Below are 20,855 nucleotides of genomic sequence, written 5' to 3' on the forward strand. Positions count from 1 at the left end.
CGGTTGCGCAGACGGGCGGCCGCGCGGCGGGGCGGGCTGAGCCGGCGCGGGCTGACCCGCGGGCGGCGCCTGGCCCGGGGGCGGCGCCATCCCGGGTGCCGGCTGGCCCGAGGGTGCCGGCTGGCCCGGCGGCGGCGCCTGGCCGGGCGGCGGCGCTTTCGGGGCGGGCTTGGGCTGGACCGCCTGCGCCGGCATCGAGTTGAGCACCGGGCGGATGTACAGCCGGGCGGTCTGCCCGAGGTTGCGGGCCTCGTTGCCGTCGTTTCCCGGCACGGTGATGACCAGGTTGTCGCCGTCGACCACGACCTCCGAGCCCGAGACGCCCAGCCCGTTGACCCGCGCGCTGATGATCTGCTGCGCCTGGGCCAGCGCGTCGCGGCTCGGGCGCGACCCGTCCGGCGTGCGTGCGGTCAGCGTGACGCGGGTGCCACCCTGCAGGTCGATGCCGAGCTTGGGGGCGGCGCGCTTGTCCCCGGTCAGGAAGACCAGCAGATACACGCCGACAAGCAGCAACAAGAAGACCGACAGGTAGCGGGCAGGGTGCACCGGCGCCGAAGACGATGCCACGTTCCTTCTATCTCCTCGAGTATCGGTTCTTACCCCGGACTGAGCCTAGTGTCGTGCACGCGCCCGTCGCGCAAGCGGTCCGGCGCCGCGGCGTCGGACCGGGATTCGCGTCAGGATTCCCTGGGCAGGTGGCCCTCGTCGAATTCCGCCAGGTCGTCGGAGTCGTCGGCGCCGGCCAGGTCTTCGTCGTCATCGGGCAGGATCCGATCGCGGATGGCCAGCTTCATCCACGTCGTCACCACACCGGGCGCGATCTCCAGGTCGACGGTGTCGTCGGTGATCGCGACGACCGTCGCCTCCAAGCCCGACGTCGTGTGCACGCGGTCGCCCGGCCGCAACGACTCGTGCAGGTCGATGGTCGCCTGCATCGCGCGCTTCTGGCGTCGCGACGCGAAGTACATGAACCCGCCCATGATCAGCAGGAAGGGCAGGAACAGGATCAAACTCTCCATGAACGGGCCTGTCTTTTCGTAGTGGCATCGAAGGGCATTTGGTGCCGGGACGACCCGCGGGCCGCGCACCTCGTTACGGCCAGTGTGCCATTGCCGCAGGTCGCACCCGAGCCCCGCGGTGCACGGGAGGCCCGTCGAAGCCCGGCCGGATAGGCTTGGGTCGCGACGTGACAGGCGCGCCGCGGTGAGGAGAAAATCGTGGCCGGCCTCGAGCAGACCCGCCAGCTGGTCACCGAAATCCCCGGTCCCGCTTCGCTCGAACTCACCAAACGCCGCGCGGCGGCGGTGTCGCACGGGGTCAACGTCTCGCTGCCGGTGTTCGTCGCGCGCGCGTTCGGCGGCATCATCGAGGACGTCGACGGCAACCGGCTCATCGACCTGGCTTCCGGCATCGCGGTGACGACCGTCGGCAACTCCTCGCCCCGGGTGGTGGAGGCGGTGCGCGCGCAGGTCGCCGAGTTCACCCACACGTGCTTCATGGTCGTGCCGTACGAGCAGTACATCGCCGTCGCCGAAGAGCTCAACCGGATCACGCCGGGCTCCGGCGAGAAGCGCACGGTGTTGTTCAATTCCGGCGCCGAGGCGGTCGAGAACGCCGTCAAGATCGCCCGGTCCCACACCCGCAAGCCCGCCGTCGTGGCGTTCAACCACGCCTACCACGGCCGCACCAACCTGGCGATGGCGCTGACCGCCAAGTCCAAGCCGTACAAGAGCGGCTTCGGCCCCTTCGCGCCGGAGGTCTATCGCGCCCCCGTGTCCTACCCCTACCGGGACGGGCTGCTCGACAAGGAGCTGGCGACCGACGGCGAGAAGGCCGCCGCCCGGGCGATCGACGTGATCGAGAGCCAGGTCGGCGCCGACAGCCTCGCCGCCGTGATCATCGAGCCGATCGCCGGCGAGGGCGGGTTCATCGTGCCCGCCGAGGGATTCCTGCCCGCCCTGCTCGACTGGTGCCGCAACAACGACGTGGTGTTCATCGCCGACGAGGTGCAGACCGGGTTCGCGCGCACCGGCGCGATGTTCGCGTGCGAACACGAGGGCATCCAACCCGACCTGATCTGCACGGCCAAAGGCATCGCCGACGGGCTGCCGCTGTCGGCGGTGACCGGGCGCGCGCAGATCATGGATGCATCGCACGTCGGCGGTTTGGGGGGCACATTCGGCGGCAACCCAGTCGCTTGTGCGGCCGCACTGGCCACCATCAACACGATCGAAAGTGACGGACTGATCGAGCGTGCCCAACAGCTGGAACGGCTGATCACCGAACCGCTGTTGCGCCTGCAGGCCGGCGATGACCGCATCGGCGATGTGCGCGGTCGGGGCGCCATGATCGCCATCGAGTTGGTGAAGTCCGGGTCGGCCGAGCCCGATGCCGAGCTCACTCGGAAACTGTCCACCGCCGCCCACGCGGCCGGGGTCGTCGTGTTGACCTGCGGCATGTTCGGCAACATCATCCGGCTCCTGCCGCCGCTGACGATCAGCGACGAGCTGCTGAGCGAGGGGCTCGACGTGTTGGGCGGGCTGCTCGGCGACCTCTAGAACCGGGGATTCGATCGGGTGGCGTGGGCAATCTCACAACACCGGCCGGGGCACGGTCATGGTGGAATACCATTACTTTAGCTAACGTTCTATCCGTTAGCGCGTTGGCGCCAAACTACTCACTATCTTTCATTGCGAGGGAATTGTTTATGTCGACAATCAACCACGACGAGCGGCTCGAGCGCCGCATCGAGGACCTGACCGCAAACGACCCGCAGTTCGCCGCCGCGCGCCCGGACCCGGCCGTCGAAGCGGCCTTGGAGACCCCGGGGATGCGACTCCCGGACGTCATCCGGACCGTGATGGAGGGATATGCGGACCGGCCGGCGCTCGCGCACCGGGCGGCGGAGTACGTCGCGGACCCGGCGACCGGGCGCACCAGGCTCGAGCTGCTCCCCCGCTTCGAGACCATCACCTACCGTCAGCTTGGCGAGCGGGTCGCGGCGCTCGGCCGCGCCTGGGCGAACGACGAGGTGCACGTCGGTGACCGGGTCTGCGTGCTGGGCTTCAATAGCGTCGACTACGCCACCATCGACATGGCGCTGGCGACGATCAGCGCAATCTCGGTCCCGCTGCAGACCAGCGCGTCGCTGACCTCGCTGCAGCCGATCGTGACCGAGACCGAGCCCACCGTCATCGCGGCCAGCGCCAACCAGCTGCCCGATGCGGTCGAGCTGATCCTCAGCGGTCACCGGCCCGCGAAGCTGGTGGTGTTCGACTACCACCCCGAGGTCGACGACGAGCGCGAGGCGCTGGAAACCGCACGCGCGGGACTGGCGGATGCCGGCGTGGTGGTGGAGACGCTGACCGAGGTCCTCGAGCGCGGCAAGGCGCTGCCGGAAGCGCCGCTGCCGACCAGCGAGGAGCCCGACCCGCTGGCCCTGCTCATCTACACCTCCGGCAGCACCGGCGCGCCCAAGGGCGCGATGTACCCCCAGAGCAACGTCGCCAAGATCTGGCGCCGGGGCAGCAGGAACTGGTTCGGGGAGAGCGCCGCGTCGATCACCCTCAACTTCATGCCGATGAGCCACGTCATGGGCCGCGGCATCCTCTACGGCACGCTCGGCAACGGCGGCACCGCCTACTTCGCGGCCAAGAGCGACCTCTCGACGCTGCTGGAAGACCTCGAGCTGGTGCGGCCCACCGAGCTGAACTTCGTGCCGCGCATCTGGGAGACCCTGTTCGGCGAGTTCCAGCGCCAGGTCGAGCGGCGGCTGTCGGAAGGCGCCGACCGCCAGGCGGTCGCAGCGGAGGTGCTCGCTGAGCAGCGGCAGTACCTGCTGGGCGGGCGGTTCATCTTCGCGATGACGGGCTCGGCGCCCACCTCCCCGGAGTTGCGCACCTGGGTCGAGTCACTGCTCGAGATGCACCTGAGGGACGGCTACGGCTCGACCGAGGCCGGGATGGTGCTGTTCGACGGCGAGATCCAGCGGCCGCCGGTGATCGACTACAAGCTCGTCGACGTGCCCGACCTGGGTTACTTCAGCACCGACCGGCCCTACCCGCGCGGTGAGCTGTTGCTGCGGACCGAGAACATGTTCCCCGGCTACTACAAGCGGGCCGAGACCACCGCCAACGTGTTCGACGAGGACGGCTACTACCGGACCGGCGACGTGTTCGCCGAGGTCGCACCCGACAAGCTGGTGTACGTCGACCGCCGCAACAACGTGCTGAAGCTGGCGCAGGGCGAATTCGTGACCCTGGCCAAGCTGGAGGCCGAGTTCGGCAACAGCCCGCTGGTGCGCCAGATCTACGTCTACGGCAACAGCGCGCAGCCCTATCTGCTGGCCGTCGTCGTGCCGACCGAAGAGGCCCTGGCCCGCTGGGACCTGGACACGCTCAAGGGGAAGATCGCCGACTCGCTGCAGAACGTCGCGCGTCAGGCCGGCCTGCAGTCCTACGAGGTGCCGCGCGACTTCATTGTCGAGACCACACCGTTCAGCCTGGAGAACGGTCTGCTGACCGGGATCCGCAAGCTGGCGTGGCCGAAGCTGAAGCAGCACTACGGCGAGCGGCTCGAGCAGCTTTACGCCGAGCTCGCCGAGGGGCAGGCCAACGAGCTGGCCGAACTGCGCCGCAACGGCGCCGACGCGCCCGTGCTGGCGACCGTGAGCCGGGCCGCCGCGGCCATGCTCGGCACGGCGGGCACCGAGCTGACCCCGGACGCACATTTCACCGATCTCGGCGGAGACTCGTTGTCGGCGTTGACATTCGGCAATCTGTTGCGCGAGATCTTCGACGTCGACGTGCCGGTGGGCGTCATCGTCAGCCCGGCCAGCGACCTGCAGGCCATCGCCCGCTACATCGAGGGCGAGCGCCAGGGCACCAAGCGGCCCACGTTCGCCGCCGTGCACGGGCGCGATGCCACCACAGTGCGCGCCGGCGACCTCACCCTGGACAAGTTCCTCGAGGCCGAGACGCTGGCCGCCGCGCCCAGCCTGCCCAACCCCGCCGCCGAGGTGCGCACGGTGCTGCTGACCGGCGCCACCGGCTTCCTGGGCCGCTACCTGGCGCTGGAGTGGCTCGAGCGCATGGACCTGGTGGACGGCAAGGTGATCGCCCTGGTGCGCGCCAAGTCCGACGACGAGGCGCGCGCGCGGCTGGACAACACCTTCGGCGTCGGCTCTCCCCAGGGCGACCCGAAGCTCGTGGCGCACTACCAGGAACTGGCCGCCGACCACCTGGAGGTCATCGCCGGCGACAAGGGCGAGGCCAACCTGGGCCTCGACCAGCAGACCTGGCAGCGGCTCGCGGACACCGTCGACCTGATCGTCGACCCGGCCGCGCTGGTCAACCACGTGCTGCCGTACAGCGAGCTGTTCGGTCCCAACGCGCTGGGCACCGCCGAACTGATCCGGATCGCGCTGACCACCAAGCTGAAGCCCTACACCTACGTGTCGACGATCGGTGTCGGCGACCAGATCACGCCGGGCCAGTTCGTCGAGGACGCCGACATCCGCCAGATCAGCGCGACGCGGGCGATCAACGACAACTACGCCAACGGCTACGGCAACAGCAAGTGGGCCGGCGAGGTGCTGCTGCGCGAGGCCCACGACCTGTGCGGCCTGCCCGTCGCGGTGTTCCGCTGCGACATGATCCTGGCCGACACCACCTATGCGGGACAGCTCAACCTGCCGGACATGTTCACCCGGCTGATGCTGAGCCTGGTCGCCACCGGTGTCGCGCCCGGCTCGTTCTACGAACTGGACGCAGAGGGCAACCGCCGGCGTTCGCACTACGACGGCCTGCCGGTGGAGTTCGTCGCCTCGTCGATCTCCACGCTGGGCACGCAGGTGCTGGACAACGTCCCCGGAGGTGACGGTTTCCAGACGTACCACGTGATGAACCCGTACGACGATGGCATCGGTCTCGACGAGTACGTCGACTGGCTGATCGACGCCGGCTACGGGATCCAGCGCATTGCCGACTACGGCGACTGGCTGCGGCGGTTCGAACAGGCGATGCGGACGCTGCCCGAGCGGCAACGCCAGTACTCGCTGCTGCCGCTGCTGCACAACTACCAGAAGCCCGAGAAGCCGATCAACGGGTCGATGGCACCGACCGACCGCTTCCGCGCCGCGGTGCAGGAGGCGAAGATCGGCCCCGACAAAGACATCCCCCATGTCTCGGCGCCGGTCATCGTCAAGTACGTCACCGACCTGCAGCTGCTCGGACTGCTGTAAAGCGCCAGAAAGCAATCGCCCAGCCCCGACGGGGCTGGGCGATTGCCCTTTGTGTACGCGTTACTGCTGCGGGTGCGGCCAGCGCAGGTACGCGGCGTTGGCTCCCGACGCCGAGCGTTGGCGACGCCACCCCCGCTTCGGTTCCGGGTCGGCCGCCGAGCGCGGCTTGGTCAGCGCGCCCGAGGAAACCTCGGCCGGCTCGTACGCCGAATCCCGGTACGGCGCGACGCCCGGCGCCGCCGCGGCGCCCGCCGGCGCCAACGGCTGCACGTCGCGCGCCAGGCGCACGGCGGTGCGCGCCAACGCCACACCGGCCACGAAGATGATCAGCGCACCCAGGCCGGAGAAATAGGTGACCTCCAACACCGCGCGCTTGCGTTCGGTGGCGGCGACCGGGTCACCGGCGGAGCCGATGCCCAACAGCGGCGCGAGCTGACCACCGACGACGAACCAGGCGCCGGCCAGCACCGCCAGCCAACCGCCCAGCATCGCCGCCACCCGATTTCCGGCGACGATCAACAACAGACCGCCCAGCACGGTCGCGGCTCCCGGCAGGACCTCGAGCCACCCCCGGGCCGTACTCCATGCCCACTCCCGGTCGGGTGTGTAGGCGAAGTTGAAGCGCGGTCCGACAAACGGTATTAACGCCCCCCAGGCTCCCAAGATGACCAGGAGCAATCCGCTGACCGCGCCACGCGAGCGAGGCATGCTCAGCCCGCGGGATTGGCCGTCTTCTGCGTATTTCATGACATCCCCTCGTTGAATACCGGGCCTATTTCCGGCCGGAGATGGGTACCCGGCGTTTTCCAGTCGTAACCCATGGGGCGCGCGAAAGCCACCGCCCCCCGAGGCCATTGGGGCTGGTGAGGCCGGTGTTACTAGTGGAGCGCGAGGAGCAAGAGCACGATCGCGACGGCCGGAAAGGCGCCCTGGCTCACCGCCGCCCGCGCCTTGTCCGGCGCGGACAACAGCAGCACCACCGCGGCCGCGGCCATCGACCCGACGCCGGCGAAGGTCAACGCCGCGCCAACGGCGTTGTGCCGCAAGGCAATCGCGACGACGCCGACTCCGGTCACGACCGCCAGGAACAAGTTGTAGAAGCCTTGGTTGAACGCCAGCAGCTTGGTGGTCTCGGCCTCCTCGGCCGTGGTGCCGAATGCGGCGCGGGTGCGCGGCGAGGTCCAGGTCAACGATTCCATCACGAAGATGTACACGTGCAGTAACGCCGCGAGTGCGGCGAATATCAGGCCGGCAGTGAGCATCGCTCCTCCTCGTCGGTCGAGGCCTGCGGCGCGACGCAGGCATCCGCGTGTCTCGGCGTGCCGGTGGACTTTACCGACTTGCGGTTGCCCGGGCCGTCCCAACGCGAAAAGGCGCCGGTAGCTCAGCGCTACCGACGCCCCTCGCGTGACTGTTACCGCACTACACGCCGGCGTGGTGGTGCCGGTGGAACAAGCCGCCGCCGGCGCGCCGGCCGAAGAAGCCGTGCCCGCGGGGCTCAGCCGCCGCCCGGTCCGTCCGCGCCGCGGTCACGCCGCGCGTCTCGTCGTACATGGCCGGTTCACCCGCCGGCACGGCGCCGGCCGCCATCGCCGGTTCCGTCACCACGACGTCGCGCGCATGCCGCACCGCCAGGCGCCCCACGGCCGCCCCGCCCAGGAACACGATCAATGCCCCCAGGCCGGTGAAGCAGGTGATCTCGAGCAGGGCACGTTTCACGTCCGTCGCGGCCATCGGTTGCCCGACGTCGCCGATGCCCAGCGTCGGCGCGAACGCGCGGCCGACGATGAACCAGGCGCCGGCAACGACCGCCAGCCAGCCACCCAACACCGCATTCGCGCGGTTGCCGGAGAGCAGCACCAGCAGGCCGCCCACCGCGGCCGCGGCGCCGGGGAGCACCTCGAGCCAACCCTTGGCCGTGGTCCAGGTCCATGCCGGGTCGGACATGTAGGCCCAGTCGACGTTGGCCCCGAAGAACGGCACCAGCGCCCCCCAGGCGCCGAGAAGAACAAGGAGTAGCCCGGTCAGCGCGCCGCGGGTACGTGGCATGTACAGCGCGCGAGGGCGTTCGTAGTCGTGGCGCGTGGTCCTCATCAGAATCTCCTTCACAGGTATTGCTGCTGTGACCCTGGTTACCCCTGCCGGACCGCACGTAACCGACTGCGGACCACCTAGGTGTTTGCTGTGCGACCCCGCGGCGGCCGCGCCGAAGGTGTCCCGCGCCCGATTACCCGTGGTGGCGATGGCCTGAGCGGGCCGAACCGCGCGCTCGGCGGGCCTTTGAGGACTTGCTCGTCCGACAGGTCACGATTTGGTAATGGTCGGGTCCGCTAGTCGAACAGGCCCGGTTGCCCCAGCCCCGTGACCCCCGGCGGCGGGCTCATGCCCAGGTGCGTCCACGCCTGGGCGGTGGCCACCCGGCCGCGGGGCGTACGCGCGACCATCCCGGCGCGGACCAGGAACGGCTCGCACACCTCCTCGACGGTGGTGGCCTCCTCGCCCACGGCCACCGCCAGCGTCGACACCCCGACCGGCCCGCCGCCGAAGCTGCGGGTCAGCGCCGACAACACCGCCCGGTCCAGCCGGTCCAGGCCGAGTTCGTCGACGTCGTAGACCGCCAGCGCGGCCTTCGCGACGTCGCGGGTGATCACCCCGTCGGCGCGGACCTCGGCGAAGTCCCGGACCCGGCGCAGCAGCCGGTTGGCGATGCGCGGCGTGCCGCGCGAGCGGCGGGCGATCTCCTCGGCGGCCTCGGCGCCCAGCTCGATGCCCAGGATGCCGGCGGAGCGGGCCAGCACGCGCTCCAGCTCGGCCGGCTCGTAGAAGTCCATGTGTGCGGTGAAGCCGAACCGGTCGCGCAGCGGCCCGGTCAGCGCGCCGGAGCGGGTGGTGGCGCCGACCAGGGTGAAGGGCGCCACCTCCAGCGGTATCGACGTCGCCCCGGGACCCTTGCCCACCACCACGTCGACCCGGAAGTCCTCCATGGCCAGATACAGCATTTCCTCGGCGGGCCGGGCGATGCGGTGAATCTCGTCGATGAACAGCACGTCGTGCTCGACCAGGTTGGACAGCATGGCGGCCAGGTCACCGGCGCGTTCCAGCGCGGGACCCGACGTCACCCGCAACGACGACCCGAGTTCGGCGGCGATGATCATGGCCAGCGACGTCTTGCCCAGCCCGGGCGGACCCGACAGCAGGATGTGATCGGGGGTGCTGCCGCGGTTCTTGGCCCCCTCGATCACCAGTTGCAGCTGTTCGCGCACCCGGGGCTGGCCGATGAACTCCCGCAGCGAACGCGGCCGCAGGCTGACGTCGATGTCCCCCTCCCCGACGGCCAGCGCCGGGGACAGCTCGCGGTCGGCGAAGTCGTCCGTCATTTCGACTTGCCCAGCAGCGACAGGGCGGCGCGCAGGGCACCGGACGTCGTCGCGTCCTGCTCGGCGGCCAACACCTTGTCGGTGGCCTCTTCGGCCTGTTTGACCGGGAAGCCGAGGCCGACCAGGGCCTCCACCACCGGTCCCCGCACCGCGTGCCCGTTCACCACCGACGCGCCGCCCGGTGCGGCCGTCACCGCGCCGACCTTGTCGCGCAGCTCGAGCACCATCCGCTCGGCGCCGCGTTTCCCGATACCGGGAACCCGGGTCAGGGCGGCGACATCACTGTCGTGCAGCACCTGCCGCAGCGCCGCGGCGTCGTGCACGGCCAGCGTCGCCATCGCCAGCCGGGGCCCGACGCCCGACACCGTCAGCAGGGTCAGGAACAGGTCGCGGGTCTCGGAGTCTGGAAACCCGTACAGCGTCTGCGAGTCCTCGCGCACCACCATCGCGGTGATCAACCGGGCCTCGGTGCCCGTGCGCAGCGTCGCCAGCGTCGACGGCGTCGCGTTCACCCGGTAGCCGACGCCGGCGGCCTCGATCACCGCGTGATCGAGCGCCACCTCGAGCACCTCGCCGCGCACCGAGGCGATCATCGGGCGGCCTTCAGTCTGGCCAGATACTTGTGCCGCTGCTGTTCGGCCAGCGCCTCGGCGGCGGCCATCCGGGCCAGCATCGGCGCGCGCCAGCAATGACAGATCGCCAGGGCCAGCGCGTCGGCGGCGTCGGCCGGCGTCGGCTTGGCTTGCAGCGCAAGGATTTTCGTGACCATCGCGGTGACCTGGGCCTTGTCCGCGCCGCCGTTGCCGGTCACGGCGGCCTTGACCTCGCTGGGGGTGTGGAAGTGCACGTCGATGCCACGCTTGGCCGCCGCCAGCGCGACCACCCCGCCGGCCTGCGCGGTGCCCATCACCGTCGACACGTTCAGCTGGGAGAACACCCGCTCGATCGCCACGACGTCCGGCTGATGGGTGGCCAGCCAGTGCTCCACGGCATCGCTGATGGCCAGCAACCTCTTGGCCAGCGGCGCGTCCGAGGGGGTTCGCACCACGTCGACGTCCAGCGCGACCACGTTGCGCCCGCGCCCGGCTTCCACGACCGACAGCCCGCATCGGGTCAGCCCGGGGTCGACGCCCATCACCCGCATTGCCCGCTCCCACCTGTAGAACAGCTGTTCGATACCCTAGCGGGCGGGACCGACCGGCTCGCGGAGGACACGCGGCGGCAGCGCCCAATTCCCGGCCGGGAGGTTCCAGCGCCGAATCCGCCGAAAAGCTGTTAGCTTTAGCCGACGTTCGCTCGAGCAAGGTGGCAACGGAAGGGCTCGCGTGGGATCACTGCTGGTCATTATCGCGATCGTGCTGTTCATCGCGTCCATCGTGGTGCTCGTCATCGCTTTGCGACGTCCCAAGCAGCCGGGCCCGCCCCGGGGACGTCAGGACCCGCTCTCGTTCAACGCGATGCCGGAGTTCGGCCCCCGCCAGCTCGGCCCGGGCGCCATCGTCAGCTACGGCGGAGTCGACTACGTGGTGCGCGGGTCGGTGACGTACCGCGAGGGCCCGTTCGTGTGGTGGGAGCACCTGCTGGAGGGCGGCGACCAGCCGATCTGGTTCAGCGTCGAGGAGGACGACGGGCGCCTCGAGCTGGCGATGTGGGTCAGCCGCAAGGACGTCCGGCTGCAGCCGGGTGACCAATATGTCGTCGACGGGGTGACGTTTCACGAGTCCGAACGCGGTCGCGCCTCGTTCACCACGGAGGGCACCACGGGTCTGCCGGCGGGCGGCGAGATGGAGTTCGTCGACTGCGCCAACTCCGACGAGTCCGCGCTGCTCTCGTTCGAACGCTGGGCACCGGGCACGCCGTGGGAGGTGTCGACCGGCAAGCCGGTGCTGACCGGCGAGCTGACGGTGTATCCCGCGCCCCCGCTCTCCCCGTCCTCCTAGGAGCGCGTCGGTGCCGCTTCACCAGCTCGCCGTAGCGCCTTCGGACGTCTCGGGCGAAAACCTCGGGCTCGCCCTCAACGCGCCCGCACCGCCACCCCTGGCGACCTGCCTGCTGGCCCACCCCGCCGGCGGCGCGCTGCTGCTCGGGGTCCTCGGCGCCTCGCACGTCGTCACGGTGGAGCACGCCGCGGGCCGGTTCTCCGAGGAGGTCTCCTGCACGGCGCGCGGCCACGGCGTCGACCTGCCGGAGCGCACGGCCACCGCCGGCTACTCCCTGGAATCCCGCACCGACACGTACGGCGAGGCGACCTTCCGCCGCATTGCCGGTGATCTCCGTGACCGGTGCGCGCGCGAAAAGGGTTGGCTCGGCGGCTCTTTTCCCGGTGACGACGCCGCGCTGACCGCGTTGGCCGCCGAGGCCGACGGTGCCGGCTGGCGCTGGCAGACCTGGCACCTGTATCCGGCCGCCCGGGTGGCGTCGGGCGGCATGGTGGTGCACACGGCGAGCCGGTGGCATCCATGAGCCGCAACCGCCTGTTCGCGATCGCGGGCGCGCTCGCGGTGGCCGCCGTCGCCTGCCTGGTGCCCGGAATCATCTTGCTGCAGAAGAACATCGGGTCCTACATCGCCGGCCACTACCACGAGTACGCCCACGACGCGAACGGGACGCGCTACGAGTGCAGCGGTTCCCCCGACGACGTGGCCGACACGCTCGCCGAATACGAGGCGCCCCAGGCCCGCGCCGCCAACGGCGACAACGAGTACCTGCGCTACAGCAACAACATCGTGATCGTCGGCCCCGACGGCAACCGCCCGTGCAGCATCCGCGTGGAGGGCCTGAACGCCGGATACAGCCACGGCGCCTTCATCTTCCTCGGCCCCGGCTTCACCCCCGGCTCCCCCTCGGGCGGCGCCGGGGGCACCCCGGGTGGCCCCGGCGGAACCAAGTGACGGCCCACCACCACAAAGGAGAGAACCATGTACCTCGCCGTCGAGATCGGCACCGTCGACCTCAATCCCGTCCTGAGAGGCGCAGTCGCGACGATCCTGTACTTCTGTGTCGGCATGGCGGTACTTCTCGTCGGGTTCTTCGCGGTCGACGTGTTGACCCCCGGCAATCTGCGCCGACTGGTGTTCATCGACCGTCGGCCCAACGCCGTGGTCATCGCGGGCGCGATGTACATCGCCCTGACCGTCGTCATCGTCACCGCCATCGCGAACAGCTATAGCCAGCTGGGTCAGGGGCTGGTCGGCGTGGCGGTGTACGGGCTGATGGGCGTGATCCTGCTCGGAATTGCTTTGGTGGCAATGCATCTGCTGATCCCGGGCAGCTTCCACGAGCACGTCGACGAGCCGGAGCTGCATCCGGGATCGTTCGCGGTGGCGCTGATCCTGCTCGCGGTGGGATGTGTCACGGCCGCCGCCGTGTCATGACATCGGTTGATCTGCCGGCGCCGGAAGTGCGCCGGCCCGCGGATTCCTCGCTGCGCTGGCGGGCCGTGCTGCTGGCCGCGGTCGCGGCGTGCGCGGCGTCCGGGATCGTCTACGAGCTCGCGCTGCTCACGCTGGCGGCGAGCCTCAACGGCGGCGGGATCGTCGCCACGTCGCTGATCGTCGCGGGCTACATCGCCGCGCTCGGCCTAGGCGCCCTGGTGATCAAGCCGCTGCTGGCGCACGCGGCCATGGCATTCATCGCGGTGGAGGTGCTGCTGAGCATCGTCGGCGGCTTGTCGGCCGCGGCGCTCTACACGGTGTTCGCCTTCATCGACGACGAGTCGATGTGGATGCTGGCGGTGGGCACCGCCCTGATCGGTGGGCTGGTCGGCGCCGAGGTGCCGCTGCTGATGACCATGCTGCAACAGGGGCGGGTACGCCCCGAAAAAGACCAGGCTCCCGACACCGGCCGGACCCTGGCCAACCTCAACGCCGCCGACTACCTCGGCGCGTTGCTGGGCGGGCTGGTCTGGCCGTTCCTGCTGCTGCCGCAGCTGGGCATGATCCGCGGCGCGGCGGCCACCGGCATCGTCAACCTGCTGGCCGCGGCGGTTGTGGCGGTGTTCGTGCTGCGCCCGATCGTATCGAGGAGGCAGCTGCTGGCGGCGCTGTGCGCGCTGGCCGCGGCGCTCGCGCTGTTGGCCACGCTGCTGGCGCGTTCGGCCGACATCGAGACGACGAGCCGCCAGCGGCTCTACGCCGACCCGATCATCGCCTACCGGCACTCGGCGTATCAGGAGATCGTGGTGACCCAGCGCGGGAACGACATGCGCCTCTACCTCGACGGCGGCCTGCAGTTCTCCACCCGCGACGAGTACCGCTACACCGAAAGCCTGGTCTACCCCGCGCTCGGGGCCGGCGCCCGATCCGTCCTCGTGCTGGGTGGCGGCGACGGCCTGGTGGCCCGCGAACTGCTGCGGCAGCCGGGCATCACCGACATCGTGCAGGTGGAGCTCGACCCCGCGGTGATCCAGCTGGCGCGCACCACCATGCGCGCGGCCAACGGCGGTTCGCTGGACAGCCCGCGGGTCAAGGTGGTGATCGACGACGCGATGCGCTGGCTGCGCGCACCGCACCCGGACGTCATCCCGGCCGGGGGCTTCGACGCCGTCATCGTCGACCTTCCCGACCCCGACACCCCGGTCCTGGGCCGGCTCTATTCGACCGAGTTCTACGCGCTCATCGGGCACGCGCTGGCCGCCGACGGCCTCATGGTGGTGCAGTCGGGCAGCCCGTTCTCGACGCAGACGGCGTTCTGGCGCACCGCCTCCTCGATCCGGGCGGCCGGCTACACGGTGACGCCGTACCACGTGTACGTGCCGACGTTCGGCGACTGGGGTTTCGTCCTGGCGCGCCGCGGGGGCGGCGCCCCCACGCCCGTCGTGCCGCCCAACGCGCCGCCGCTGCGCTTCCTCAACCAGCACGTGCTCGACGCCGCCACAGTGTTTCCCGACGACACCCGGCCCCGCGCTTTGGACCCGTCGACGCTGGACAATCCGCGCATCGTCGACGACATGCGGCACGGGTACGACTAGGGCGTTTCAAACTTCGCCGGCGCTTTTTCGCGTCTCGCGGCGCACACTGAGCAGCGAGCGCCGGACATCTCGCGGTTTCTGGTGTTGGCATCGGTAGCCCACCGCTACCGGTGTACTTGCAAAGCGACGCCACCTAGGCGACCCGCCGGACGCAAGCCGAAGGAACGCACATGGATATCGCCAGAAAAATGTTGCGGGCCGCGGCCGGCCTGCTTCTCTCAGCCGGCCTTGCAATCGCAGGCATCGGACTGACCCAGGGCATCGCGTATGCCAATAAGGGCCCGTTCACGTGGTGTCCAGGGCAGTCCATGGAGTGGCCGAGCGGGCCGAATTCGTCCCGCGGTGTCGCACAGAACTACGTCTGGGATATGTCTGTGTGCCACACGTGGTACATCGTCGCCGACGGGTGGGGCAACGTTCCGCGGATCGCGCTCAGCGGACAGCCGACGCTGCAAAGTTCACACACCTGGGACGGCGACAATCCGCCGCCCGACAATCCCTCGGGCGTGAATTGCGGCCCGGGTTGGTGCCCCGTGCCGCCGCACTATGACCCGGGGTTCCACGGATAAGCCGGTGACGGGAGAGCAAGGAGTCGACATGAGCATCAACGAACGGTCTCCCGCGTCGCGCCCGTTCGTGGCGTCCTGCTCGATCTACTCGCCCAATTGGGCCAAACTGACCGGCAAGCGCGCGACGATCTACATCCAGATCGGCTTTTGGGCGATCGTTTTGAGTGTCGTGCTGATGATGGTTGGACGCACCTTTGGCAACTCGCGCGGCTCCCACCGGTCCCTCCCGAACGTTCCCGGCCCGGTGATCGCCTACGGCTGGCTGGCGTTGTTGGCCGTTTTGGGGTTCGCCCTCGGCGCCCTGTTCCTTTGGCGATGGCGCCGCAAGTACCACCTGGACGTCACACCCGAGGGGCTCACGATCGACGGGGGTCGGGGCGATTTCTACTCATTCGCTGACGCCCAGCTAGGCCTGTGGGCGAGTACGGGGCTGGCGCTTCATCTGCGACGGGGCCGCCACCGATTCATTCTCGGCGGACGCGGCTGTCGCGTTGGACCGACGACACCGCTCAGTGCCCCGCCGGCGCCGCTCGTCGACGCCTGGTTGTCCCAGCCGGAGTTCGTCGCGATGTTGTCCCTGAGCGGCCGCTGGCGCGGCTTGGCTGTGGGCGAACCCGCACCGGGGGATCCGGTTCGCTGTGTGCTGTTTCCGAACCCTTTGTTGATCCAGCAGATGGGGCCGTTCGCGCTGATGAAGAAACAGCGATTGACGCAATCCCTGTCACAGCCGCAGCTGTTCGTCGACGTCGATGACGACACGATCCGGGTGATCGACGCGGACAGCAACGCGCTTACCGCCTCGGCATCGCTCTCGCAGGTGACCGCGACCAGGGCCACCTACCGGCTCGACGATGTTGCCGGCCAGTACTTTTCCACGATGCCCGCTGTGACCCTTGGCGTTCCCGGTTCCCAACCACTGACCATCGGATGCCGGGACTTCAGCGGGCTGAAGCAGCGATTCCTATGGGGCGAAAACGTGGCCATGATCAACGACCCTCCGGCTTATGCCGTCTCGGGCGCCGACTGGATGACGCTGACAGAAAAGCTCCACTTGGCCTCGTAATGCCGACGACCGGCCGACCCTCAGTCCTCGTCGAGGGCGGCCAGAACCTCGTCGGACAGGTCGACGTTGGTCCAGACGTTCTGCACGTCGTCGCTGTCTTCCAGGGCGTCGACGAGCTTGAACACCTTCCGGGCGCCGTCGACGTCCACCGGCACGCTGACCGAGGGCTGGAAGCTGGCCTCCGCGGACTCGTAGTCGATGCCGGCGTCCTGCAGGGCGGTCCGCACGGCGACCAAGTCCGTTGGCTCCGAGATGATCTCGAAGCTTTCGCCCAGGTCGTTGACGTCCTCGGCGCCCGCGTCCAGCACGGCGGCCAGCAGGTCGTCCTCGGTCAGCCCGTTCTTCTCCAGGGTCACCACGCCCTTGCGGGTGAACAGATACGACACCGAGCCCGGATCGGCCATGGTTCCGCCGTTGCGGGTCACCGCCACCCGAACCTCACCGGCCGCGCGGTTGCGGTTGTCGGTCAGGCACTCGATCAGCACCGCCACGCCGTTGGGCCCGTAACCCTCGTACATGATCGTCTGGTAGTCGGCGCCGCCGGCTTCCTCCCCGGCACCGCGCTTGCGGGCGCGCTCGATGTTGTCGTTGGGCACCGAGGTCTTCTTCGCCTTCTGGATGGCGTCGTAGAGGGTCGGGTTGCCGGCCGGGTCCCCGCCCCCGGTACGGGCGGCGACCTCGATGTTCTTGATCAGCCGGGCAAACTCCTTGCCCCGGCGCGCGTCCTTGACGGCCTTCTGGTGCTTGGTGGTGGCCCACTTGGAATGGCCGCTCATCGGTGTCTCTTACCTCTTCTGTCTTCGAAAGTTCGCCAGACGAGTCTACGTGCACGTCGAGCGTGGGCTTTATGTACGTGATCGGCCCCGAATTCGTCCATAGGCCCCACACTCGATGCAGCGGGCGCCAGCGTTCAGGCGACGCCGTTGACGATGTCCACGAAGAGCTGGTGGACGCGGCGATCGCCCGTCATCTCGGGGTGAAACGCCGTCGCCAACTTGGCGCCCTGCCGCACCGCGACCGTGTGCCCCGACGCCTCGGCCAGCACCTGCACCTCGGCACCGGCGCGCTCGACCCACGGGGCGCGGATGAACACCGCGCGCACCGGGCCGTCCAGACCGGCGAACGGTATGTCGCCCTCGAACGAATCGACCTGACGCCCAAAGGCGTTGCGGCGCACCGTCATATCGATCGCACGCAGCGGCAGCGCCTCCCGGCCGCCCGCGCCGGCGTCGAGGATCTCGCTGGCCAGCAGGATCATGCCCGCGCACGCACCGTAGGCGGGCAGCCCCTCGGCGAGCAGCCCGCGCAGCGGCTCCAGCAGGTCGAGGTCGAGCAGCAGGTGGCTCATGGTGGTGGACTCGCCACCGGGAATGACCAGCCCGTCGACCTTCTCCAGCTCGTCGCGGCGCCGCACCGGCATCGCCTCGGCCCCGGCTTCGTCCAGCGCGGCCAGGTGTTCGCGGGTGTCCCCCTGCAGCGCCAGCACCCCGATTCGGGGACCGCTCACGGCTGGAATCCGAGCTGGAAGCGGGTCAGCCCCTCCTGCATGACCGCCGCCACCATCTCGCCGGACTGGGTGAAGATCTTGCCCTGGCACAGCGAGCGGCCGCCGCTGGCCGACGGCGACGACTGGTCGTAGAGCAGCCACTCGTCGGCCCGGAACGCGCGCATGAACCACATCGCGTGGTCCAGCGACGCCACCTGCAGGTGCTCGCGCACGTCGAGGTGGTTGACCTGCGCCGATCCCAGCAGCGTGAGGTCGCTCATGTAGGCCAGGGCGCAGATGTGCAGCACCGGATCGTCCGGCAGCGGGTCACGGTGGCGAAACCACACCTGCTGCTGGGAGGCCTTGCCGGGCGACAGCTGCAGCTGGTCGCGCGGCACGATGCAGACGTCCCACTCCTCGAACTGCTTGAATCCGGCGTCGTCGAACACCTTGATGGAGTCCAGGCCGGGCAGCCCCTCGGGCGGGGGCGCGGCCGGCATCACGTCCTGGTGGTGGATGCCCTCCTGGTCGGTCTGGAAGGACGCCCCCATGCTGAAGATGATTTCCCCGTGCTGGATCGCGTTGACGCGCCGGGTGGCGAACGACCCGCCGTCGCGGGTGCGCTCGACGATGAAGACCGTGGGCTCGTTGGCGTCCCCGGGCCGCAGGAAGTAGCCGTGCAGCGAGTGCACCTGGTAGCGCGGGTCGACGGTGCGCACCGCCGAGACGAGCGACTGGCCGGCGACGTGGCCGCCGAACGTGCGCTGGAAATATCCCGACTCCGGGCTGAACACCCGACCGCGATAGATGTTGACCTCGAGTTGCTCGAGATCAAGGATCTCTTCGATCGCCACTGACTGTTCTTACCAGCCGCGTTCGGCCAGCCGATGGGGCTGCGCGATCTGCTCGACGTTGATGCCCACCATCGGCTCGCCCAGGCCGCGCGACACCTTGGCCAGCACGTCCGGGTCGTCGTAGAACGTGGTGGCCTTGACGATGGCGGCGGCGCGCTGCGCGGGATCCCCCGACTTGAAGATGCCGGAGCCGACGAAGACGCCCTCGGCGCCCAGTTGCATCATCATGGCCGCGTCGGCGGGGGTGGCGATGCCGCCGGCGGTGAACAGCGTGACGGGCAGCTTGCCGGCGCGGGCCACCTCGACGACGAGCTCGTACGGCGCGCGCAATTCCTTTGCGGCGACGTATAATTCGTCCTCCGACATCGAGGTCAGCCGTCGGATTTCACCGCTGATCGCCCGCATGTGCGTGGTCGCGTTGGAGACGTCTCCGGTGCCGGCCTCGCCCTTGGACCGGATCATCGCCGCGCCCTCGCTGATGCGGCGCAGTGCCTCGCCCAGGTTGGTCGCCCCGCACACGAACGGCACGGTGAACTTCCACTTGTCGATGTGATGGGTGTAGTCGGCCGGGGTCAGCACCTCGGACTCGTCGACGTAGTCGACGCCGAGGCTCTGCAGGATCTGCGCCTCGACGAAATGCCCGATGCGCGCCTTGGCCATCACCGGGATGGTGACCGCGGCGATGATGCCCTCGATCATGTCCGGGTCGCTCATCCGCGACACCCCGCCCTGGGCGCGGATGTCGGCGGGCACCCGTTCCAGCGCCATCACCGCGACGGCGCCGGCGCCCTCGGCGATGCGGGCCTGCTCGGGGGTGACGACGTCCATGATGACGCCGCCCTTGAGCATCTCGGCCATGCCGCGCTTGACCCGCGCGGTTCCGGTGCGTCCGCTGCCGTTCGGTGACGCGGCGGTATCCACTGCTGATCTCCTTCAACCGTTGTCGCCCCAGTCTAGTGGGGGGCGCGACACGGATTTGCCAACCGCCGAGCGACAAAGGGCCGATTGGCCCTAGGCCCCGAAATCGAGCCCTTGCTACACACGTCTTCGTTAGCTTGCTCACACCGTTGCTGCGAGGCGACGGATAGCGGGGCCACGTAGTTGCGGGACGGCGGCCGTCGACCGGGCTGAGGAGGGGTCGGGATGGTGCCGGATTTTGGGCTGCTGCCGCCCGAGATCAATTCCGGTCTGATCTATGCCGGTCCGGGCTCGGGGTCCGTGCTGGCCGCCGCGTCCGCGTGGGCGGGGTTGGCCGCCGAGCTGGGCTGGGCGGCGTCGTCGTATGCGACGGTGGTCGCGGCGTTGGCGGGAGGCCCGTGGCTGGGTCCGTCGGCCGTCGCGATGGCGGCCGCGGCCAGCCCGTTCGTCACCTGGTTGGCGGCCACCGCGATCGAGGCCGAGCAGGTGTCGACCCAGGCGATGGCGGCGGCGGCCGCGTACGAGGCGGCGTTCGCGATGACCGTGCCGCCGCCCGTGATCGCCGCCAACCGCGCCCAGTTGATGACGTTGGTCGCGACGAACTTCTTCGGTCAGAACACCCCCGCGATCATGGCCACCGAGGCGCAATACACGGAGATGTGGGCCCAGGACGCCGCCGCGATGTCCGCCTACGACGCCGCCACGCTGGCGGCGGCCGCCCAGTTGACGGCCTTCACCGAACCGCCCGACGGCCTGGGCGCCGCCCCTCAGGCCGTCGACAGCCTCGCGACCGCCGCGGATTCGGCGGCGACCCAGACGCAATCGGTCACGTCGGCCGCCCAGCTGATGTCGTCGCTGTTCGACTCGTTCGGGCTCTCGCCGTCGTCGGCCTCGGGGCTGTCGCCGCTGGAGATGCTCTCGATGAGCGGCGAATTCGCGCTGCAACCCATGAGCATGCTGATGAGCCAGCTCGTCGGCCAGTTCATGGGTGGCGCCAACCCGTTGATGAGCGGCGCCGTCGGCGGCATGCCGTCGATGGGTTCGGTATTGGCGTCCGCCGGTTCGGCCATGGGGACCACGAGCCCGTCCCAACTCGGCGCCCCCGCGGTGCTGGCGGACGTCGGACGGGCGGGTTCCGTTGGGGCGCTGTCGGTTCCGCCGAGCTGGACCACCGAGGTGCAGGCGACGTCGCCGACTGGGCCGGTTGCCGGGTTACCGGCCACCGGCGTTAGCCAGGTGACGCCCAACCTGCCGAGGGTGCCGTTCAAGCCCGCGGTCAGCACGGGTGGGCGCGGGGTGGCCGGGGTTGCCCCGGCGGCCGAGGCGTCGCGCTCCGGCGTGGTGGCGCGCCCGGTGGTCGGCTAGGCGGGCGGCGATG

The 20,855-nt window shown here is 69.6% G+C and carries 21 protein-coding genes and 1 pseudogene; 10 read left to right on the plus strand and 12 right to left on the minus strand.

Annotated elements, in window-relative coordinates:
• Both A5713_RS16265 and yajC read right to left on the minus strand, forming a co-directional pair.
• A pseudogene (locus tag A5713_RS16265) lies at positions 1-567 on the minus strand (protein translocase subunit SecD); the annotation flags it as partial.
• A 110-nt stretch (positions 568-677) separates the two neighbouring features.
• On the minus strand, positions 678-1,019 hold the full coding sequence (yajC, locus tag A5713_RS16270) for a preprotein translocase subunit YajC (RefSeq protein WP_068097086.1): 342 nt from the start codon (positions 1,017-1,019) through the stop codon (positions 678-680).
• 198 nt (positions 1,020-1,217) lie between these two features.
• On the opposite strand from yajC, the gene gabT reads away from it, so the two are divergent.
• Both gabT and car read left to right on the plus strand, forming a co-directional pair.
• Positions 1,218-2,558, plus strand: a complete 1,341-nt coding sequence (gene gabT, locus A5713_RS16275) for a 4-aminobutyrate--2-oxoglutarate transaminase (protein WP_068097089.1) — start codon at positions 1,218-1,220, stop codon at positions 2,556-2,558.
• 149 nt (positions 2,559-2,707) lie between these two features.
• Positions 2,708-6,241, plus strand: a complete 3,534-nt coding sequence (car, locus tag A5713_RS16280; protein ID WP_068097092.1) for a carboxylic acid reductase — start codon at positions 2,708-2,710, stop codon at positions 6,239-6,241.
• Positions 6,242-6,301: 60 nt separating this feature from the next.
• Here the strand turns inward: car and A5713_RS16285 are convergent, their stop codons facing one another.
• The 6 genes from A5713_RS16285 to ruvC form a co-directional block, all read right to left on the minus strand.
• Positions 6,302-6,988 carry a hypothetical protein gene (locus A5713_RS16285; protein ID WP_067918874.1) on the minus strand — a complete coding sequence of 229 codons (687 nt, stop codon included), beginning with the start codon at positions 6,986-6,988 and terminating at the stop codon, positions 6,302-6,304.
• A 131-nt stretch (positions 6,989-7,119) separates the two neighbouring features.
• The gene (locus tag A5713_RS16290; RefSeq protein WP_068097095.1) at positions 7,120-7,503 is read right to left on the minus strand and encodes a DUF1304 domain-containing protein; all 384 of its coding nucleotides are present in this window, start codon (positions 7,501-7,503) and stop codon (positions 7,120-7,122) included.
• Positions 7,504-7,663: 160 nt separating this feature from the next.
• Positions 7,664-8,335, minus strand: a complete 672-nt coding sequence (locus tag A5713_RS16295) for a hypothetical protein (RefSeq protein ID WP_068097206.1) — start codon at positions 8,333-8,335, stop codon at positions 7,664-7,666.
• A 236-nt stretch (positions 8,336-8,571) separates the two neighbouring features.
• A complete protein-coding gene (ruvB, locus tag A5713_RS16300) occupies positions 8,572-9,618 on the minus strand; it encodes a Holliday junction branch migration DNA helicase RuvB (RefSeq protein WP_068097099.1) in 1,047 nt (348 codons plus the stop codon).
• Entirely contained in the window at positions 9,615-10,211 is a 597-nt protein-coding gene (gene ruvA, locus A5713_RS16305) for a Holliday junction branch migration protein RuvA (RefSeq protein WP_068097102.1), read from the minus strand. Before ruvA ends, ruvB begins: the two co-directional genes overlap by 4 nt.
• A complete protein-coding gene (gene ruvC / locus A5713_RS16310) occupies positions 10,208-10,762 on the minus strand; it encodes a crossover junction endodeoxyribonuclease RuvC (RefSeq protein WP_068097105.1) in 555 nt (184 codons plus the stop codon). Before ruvC ends, ruvA begins: the two co-directional genes overlap by 4 nt.
• Before the next feature lie 181 nt (positions 10,763-10,943).
• Between ruvC and A5713_RS16315 the strand changes: the two genes are divergently transcribed.
• The 7 genes from A5713_RS16315 (at position 10,944) to A5713_RS16345 (ending at position 16,219) form a co-directional block, all read left to right on the plus strand.
• Positions 10,944-11,558, plus strand: a complete 615-nt coding sequence (locus A5713_RS16315; RefSeq protein ID WP_068097108.1) for a DUF4178 domain-containing protein — start codon at positions 10,944-10,946, stop codon at positions 11,556-11,558.
• Positions 11,559-11,568: 10 nt separating this feature from the next.
• Positions 11,569-12,081 (plus strand): DUF2617 family protein, encoded by a 513-nt coding sequence (locus A5713_RS16320; RefSeq protein ID WP_067918868.1) that lies wholly within the window; start codon positions 11,569-11,571, stop codon positions 12,079-12,081.
• Positions 12,078-12,509 carry a DUF4247 domain-containing protein gene (locus tag A5713_RS16325; RefSeq protein WP_068097111.1) on the plus strand — a complete coding sequence of 144 codons (432 nt, stop codon included), beginning with the start codon at positions 12,078-12,080 and terminating at the stop codon, positions 12,507-12,509. Before A5713_RS16320 ends, A5713_RS16325 begins: the two co-directional genes overlap by 4 nt.
• Positions 12,510-12,536: 27 nt before the next feature.
• Positions 12,537-12,992 (plus strand): DUF350 domain-containing protein, encoded by a 456-nt coding sequence (locus A5713_RS16330; protein WP_067918866.1) that lies wholly within the window; start codon positions 12,537-12,539, stop codon positions 12,990-12,992.
• Positions 12,989-14,587, plus strand: coding sequence for a polyamine aminopropyltransferase (locus tag A5713_RS16335; RefSeq protein WP_068097209.1), 1,599 nt, complete (start codon positions 12,989-12,991; stop codon positions 14,585-14,587). Before A5713_RS16330 ends, A5713_RS16335 begins: the two co-directional genes overlap by 4 nt.
• 368 nt (positions 14,588-14,955) lie before the next feature.
• Positions 14,956-15,156, plus strand: a complete 201-nt coding sequence (locus A5713_RS29255) for a hypothetical protein (protein ID WP_231980454.1) — start codon at positions 14,956-14,958, stop codon at positions 15,154-15,156.
• Between the two features lie 28 nt (positions 15,157-15,184).
• On the plus strand, positions 15,185-16,219 hold the full coding sequence (locus A5713_RS16345) for a hypothetical protein (protein WP_068097117.1): 1,035 nt from the start codon (positions 15,185-15,187) through the stop codon (positions 16,217-16,219).
• A 20-nt stretch (positions 16,220-16,239) separates the two neighbouring features.
• Here A5713_RS16345 and A5713_RS16350 read toward each other — a convergent pair whose 3' ends face one another.
• From A5713_RS16350 to pdxS, 4 genes are all read right to left on the minus strand, one after another.
• Positions 16,240-16,995, minus strand: coding sequence for a YebC/PmpR family DNA-binding transcriptional regulator (locus tag A5713_RS16350; protein WP_067751758.1), 756 nt, complete (start codon positions 16,993-16,995; stop codon positions 16,240-16,242).
• 134 nt (positions 16,996-17,129) lie between these two features.
• Positions 17,130-17,726 (minus strand): pyridoxal 5'-phosphate synthase glutaminase subunit PdxT, encoded by a 597-nt coding sequence (gene pdxT / locus A5713_RS16355; protein WP_068097120.1) that lies wholly within the window; start codon positions 17,724-17,726, stop codon positions 17,130-17,132.
• A complete protein-coding gene (gene tesB, locus A5713_RS16360; protein ID WP_068097123.1) occupies positions 17,723-18,559 on the minus strand; it encodes an acyl-CoA thioesterase II in 837 nt (278 codons plus the stop codon). The genes pdxT and tesB overlap by 4 nt, the downstream gene beginning before the upstream one ends.
• A 9-nt stretch (positions 18,560-18,568) precedes the next feature.
• Entirely contained in the window at positions 18,569-19,417 is an 849-nt protein-coding gene (pdxS, locus tag A5713_RS16365; RefSeq protein WP_231980461.1) for a pyridoxal 5'-phosphate synthase lyase subunit PdxS, read from the minus strand.
• A 285-nt stretch (positions 19,418-19,702) separates the two neighbouring features.
• Between pdxS and A5713_RS16370 the strand changes: the two genes are divergently transcribed.
• Positions 19,703-20,842: a PPE family protein gene (locus A5713_RS16370; protein ID WP_068097127.1), complete on the plus strand. Its 1,140-nt coding sequence runs from the start codon at positions 19,703-19,705 to the stop codon at positions 20,840-20,842.
• Positions 20,843-20,855: the final 13 nt, after the last annotated feature.

The organism is Mycobacterium sp. E2497 (genome assembly GCF_001668695.1).
Lineage (GTDB): Bacteria > Actinomycetota > Actinomycetes > Mycobacteriales > Mycobacteriaceae > Mycobacterium.

What these genes read in the sequence shown, in the direction of transcription:
- A5713_RS16335 (WP_068097209.1), top strand. Translation starts at nt 12,989, where the DNA reads ATGACATCGGTTGATCTGCCGGCGCCGGAAGTGCGCCGGCCCGCGGAT.
- yajC (WP_068097086.1), bottom strand. Translation starts at nt 1,019, where the DNA reads ATGGAGAGTTTGATCCTGTTCCTGCCCTTCCTGCTGATCATGGGCGGG.
- A5713_RS29255 (WP_231980454.1), top strand. Translation starts at nt 14,956, where the DNA reads ATGTCTGTGTGCCACACGTGGTACATCGTCGCCGACGGGTGGGGCAAC.
- A5713_RS16350 (WP_067751758.1), bottom strand. Translation starts at nt 16,995, where the DNA reads ATGAGCGGCCATTCCAAGTGGGCCACCACCAAGCACCAGAAGGCCGTC.
- pdxS (WP_231980461.1), bottom strand. Translation starts at nt 19,417, where the DNA reads ATGGCCGAGATGCTCAAGGGCGGCGTCATCATGGACGTCGTCACCCCC.
- car (WP_068097092.1), top strand. Translation starts at nt 2,708, where the DNA reads ATGTCGACAATCAACCACGACGAGCGGCTCGAGCGCCGCATCGAGGAC.
- A5713_RS16370 (WP_068097127.1), top strand. Translation starts at nt 19,703, where the DNA reads ATGGTGCCGGATTTTGGGCTGCTGCCGCCCGAGATCAATTCCGGTCTG.
- A5713_RS16290 (WP_068097095.1), bottom strand. Translation starts at nt 7,503, where the DNA reads ATGCTCACTGCCGGCCTGATATTCGCCGCACTCGCGGCGTTACTGCAC.
- A5713_RS16345 (WP_068097117.1), top strand. Translation starts at nt 15,185, where the DNA reads ATGAGCATCAACGAACGGTCTCCCGCGTCGCGCCCGTTCGTGGCGTCC.
- A5713_RS16325 (WP_068097111.1), top strand. Translation starts at nt 12,078, where the DNA reads ATGAGCCGCAACCGCCTGTTCGCGATCGCGGGCGCGCTCGCGGTGGCC.
- A5713_RS16295 (WP_068097206.1), bottom strand. Translation starts at nt 8,335, where the DNA reads ATGAGGACCACGCGCCACGACTACGAACGCCCTCGCGCGCTGTACATG.
- ruvA (WP_068097102.1), bottom strand. Translation starts at nt 10,211, where the DNA reads ATGATCGCCTCGGTGCGCGGCGAGGTGCTCGAGGTGGCGCTCGATCAC.
- ruvC (WP_068097105.1), bottom strand. Translation starts at nt 10,762, where the DNA reads ATGCGGGTGATGGGCGTCGACCCCGGGCTGACCCGATGCGGGCTGTCG.
- A5713_RS16285 (WP_067918874.1), bottom strand. Translation starts at nt 6,988, where the DNA reads ATGAAATACGCAGAAGACGGCCAATCCCGCGGGCTGAGCATGCCTCGC.
- ruvB (WP_068097099.1), bottom strand. Translation starts at nt 9,618, where the DNA reads ATGACGGACGACTTCGCCGACCGCGAGCTGTCCCCGGCGCTGGCCGTC.
- A5713_RS16330 (WP_067918866.1), top strand. Translation starts at nt 12,537, where the DNA reads ATGTACCTCGCCGTCGAGATCGGCACCGTCGACCTCAATCCCGTCCTG.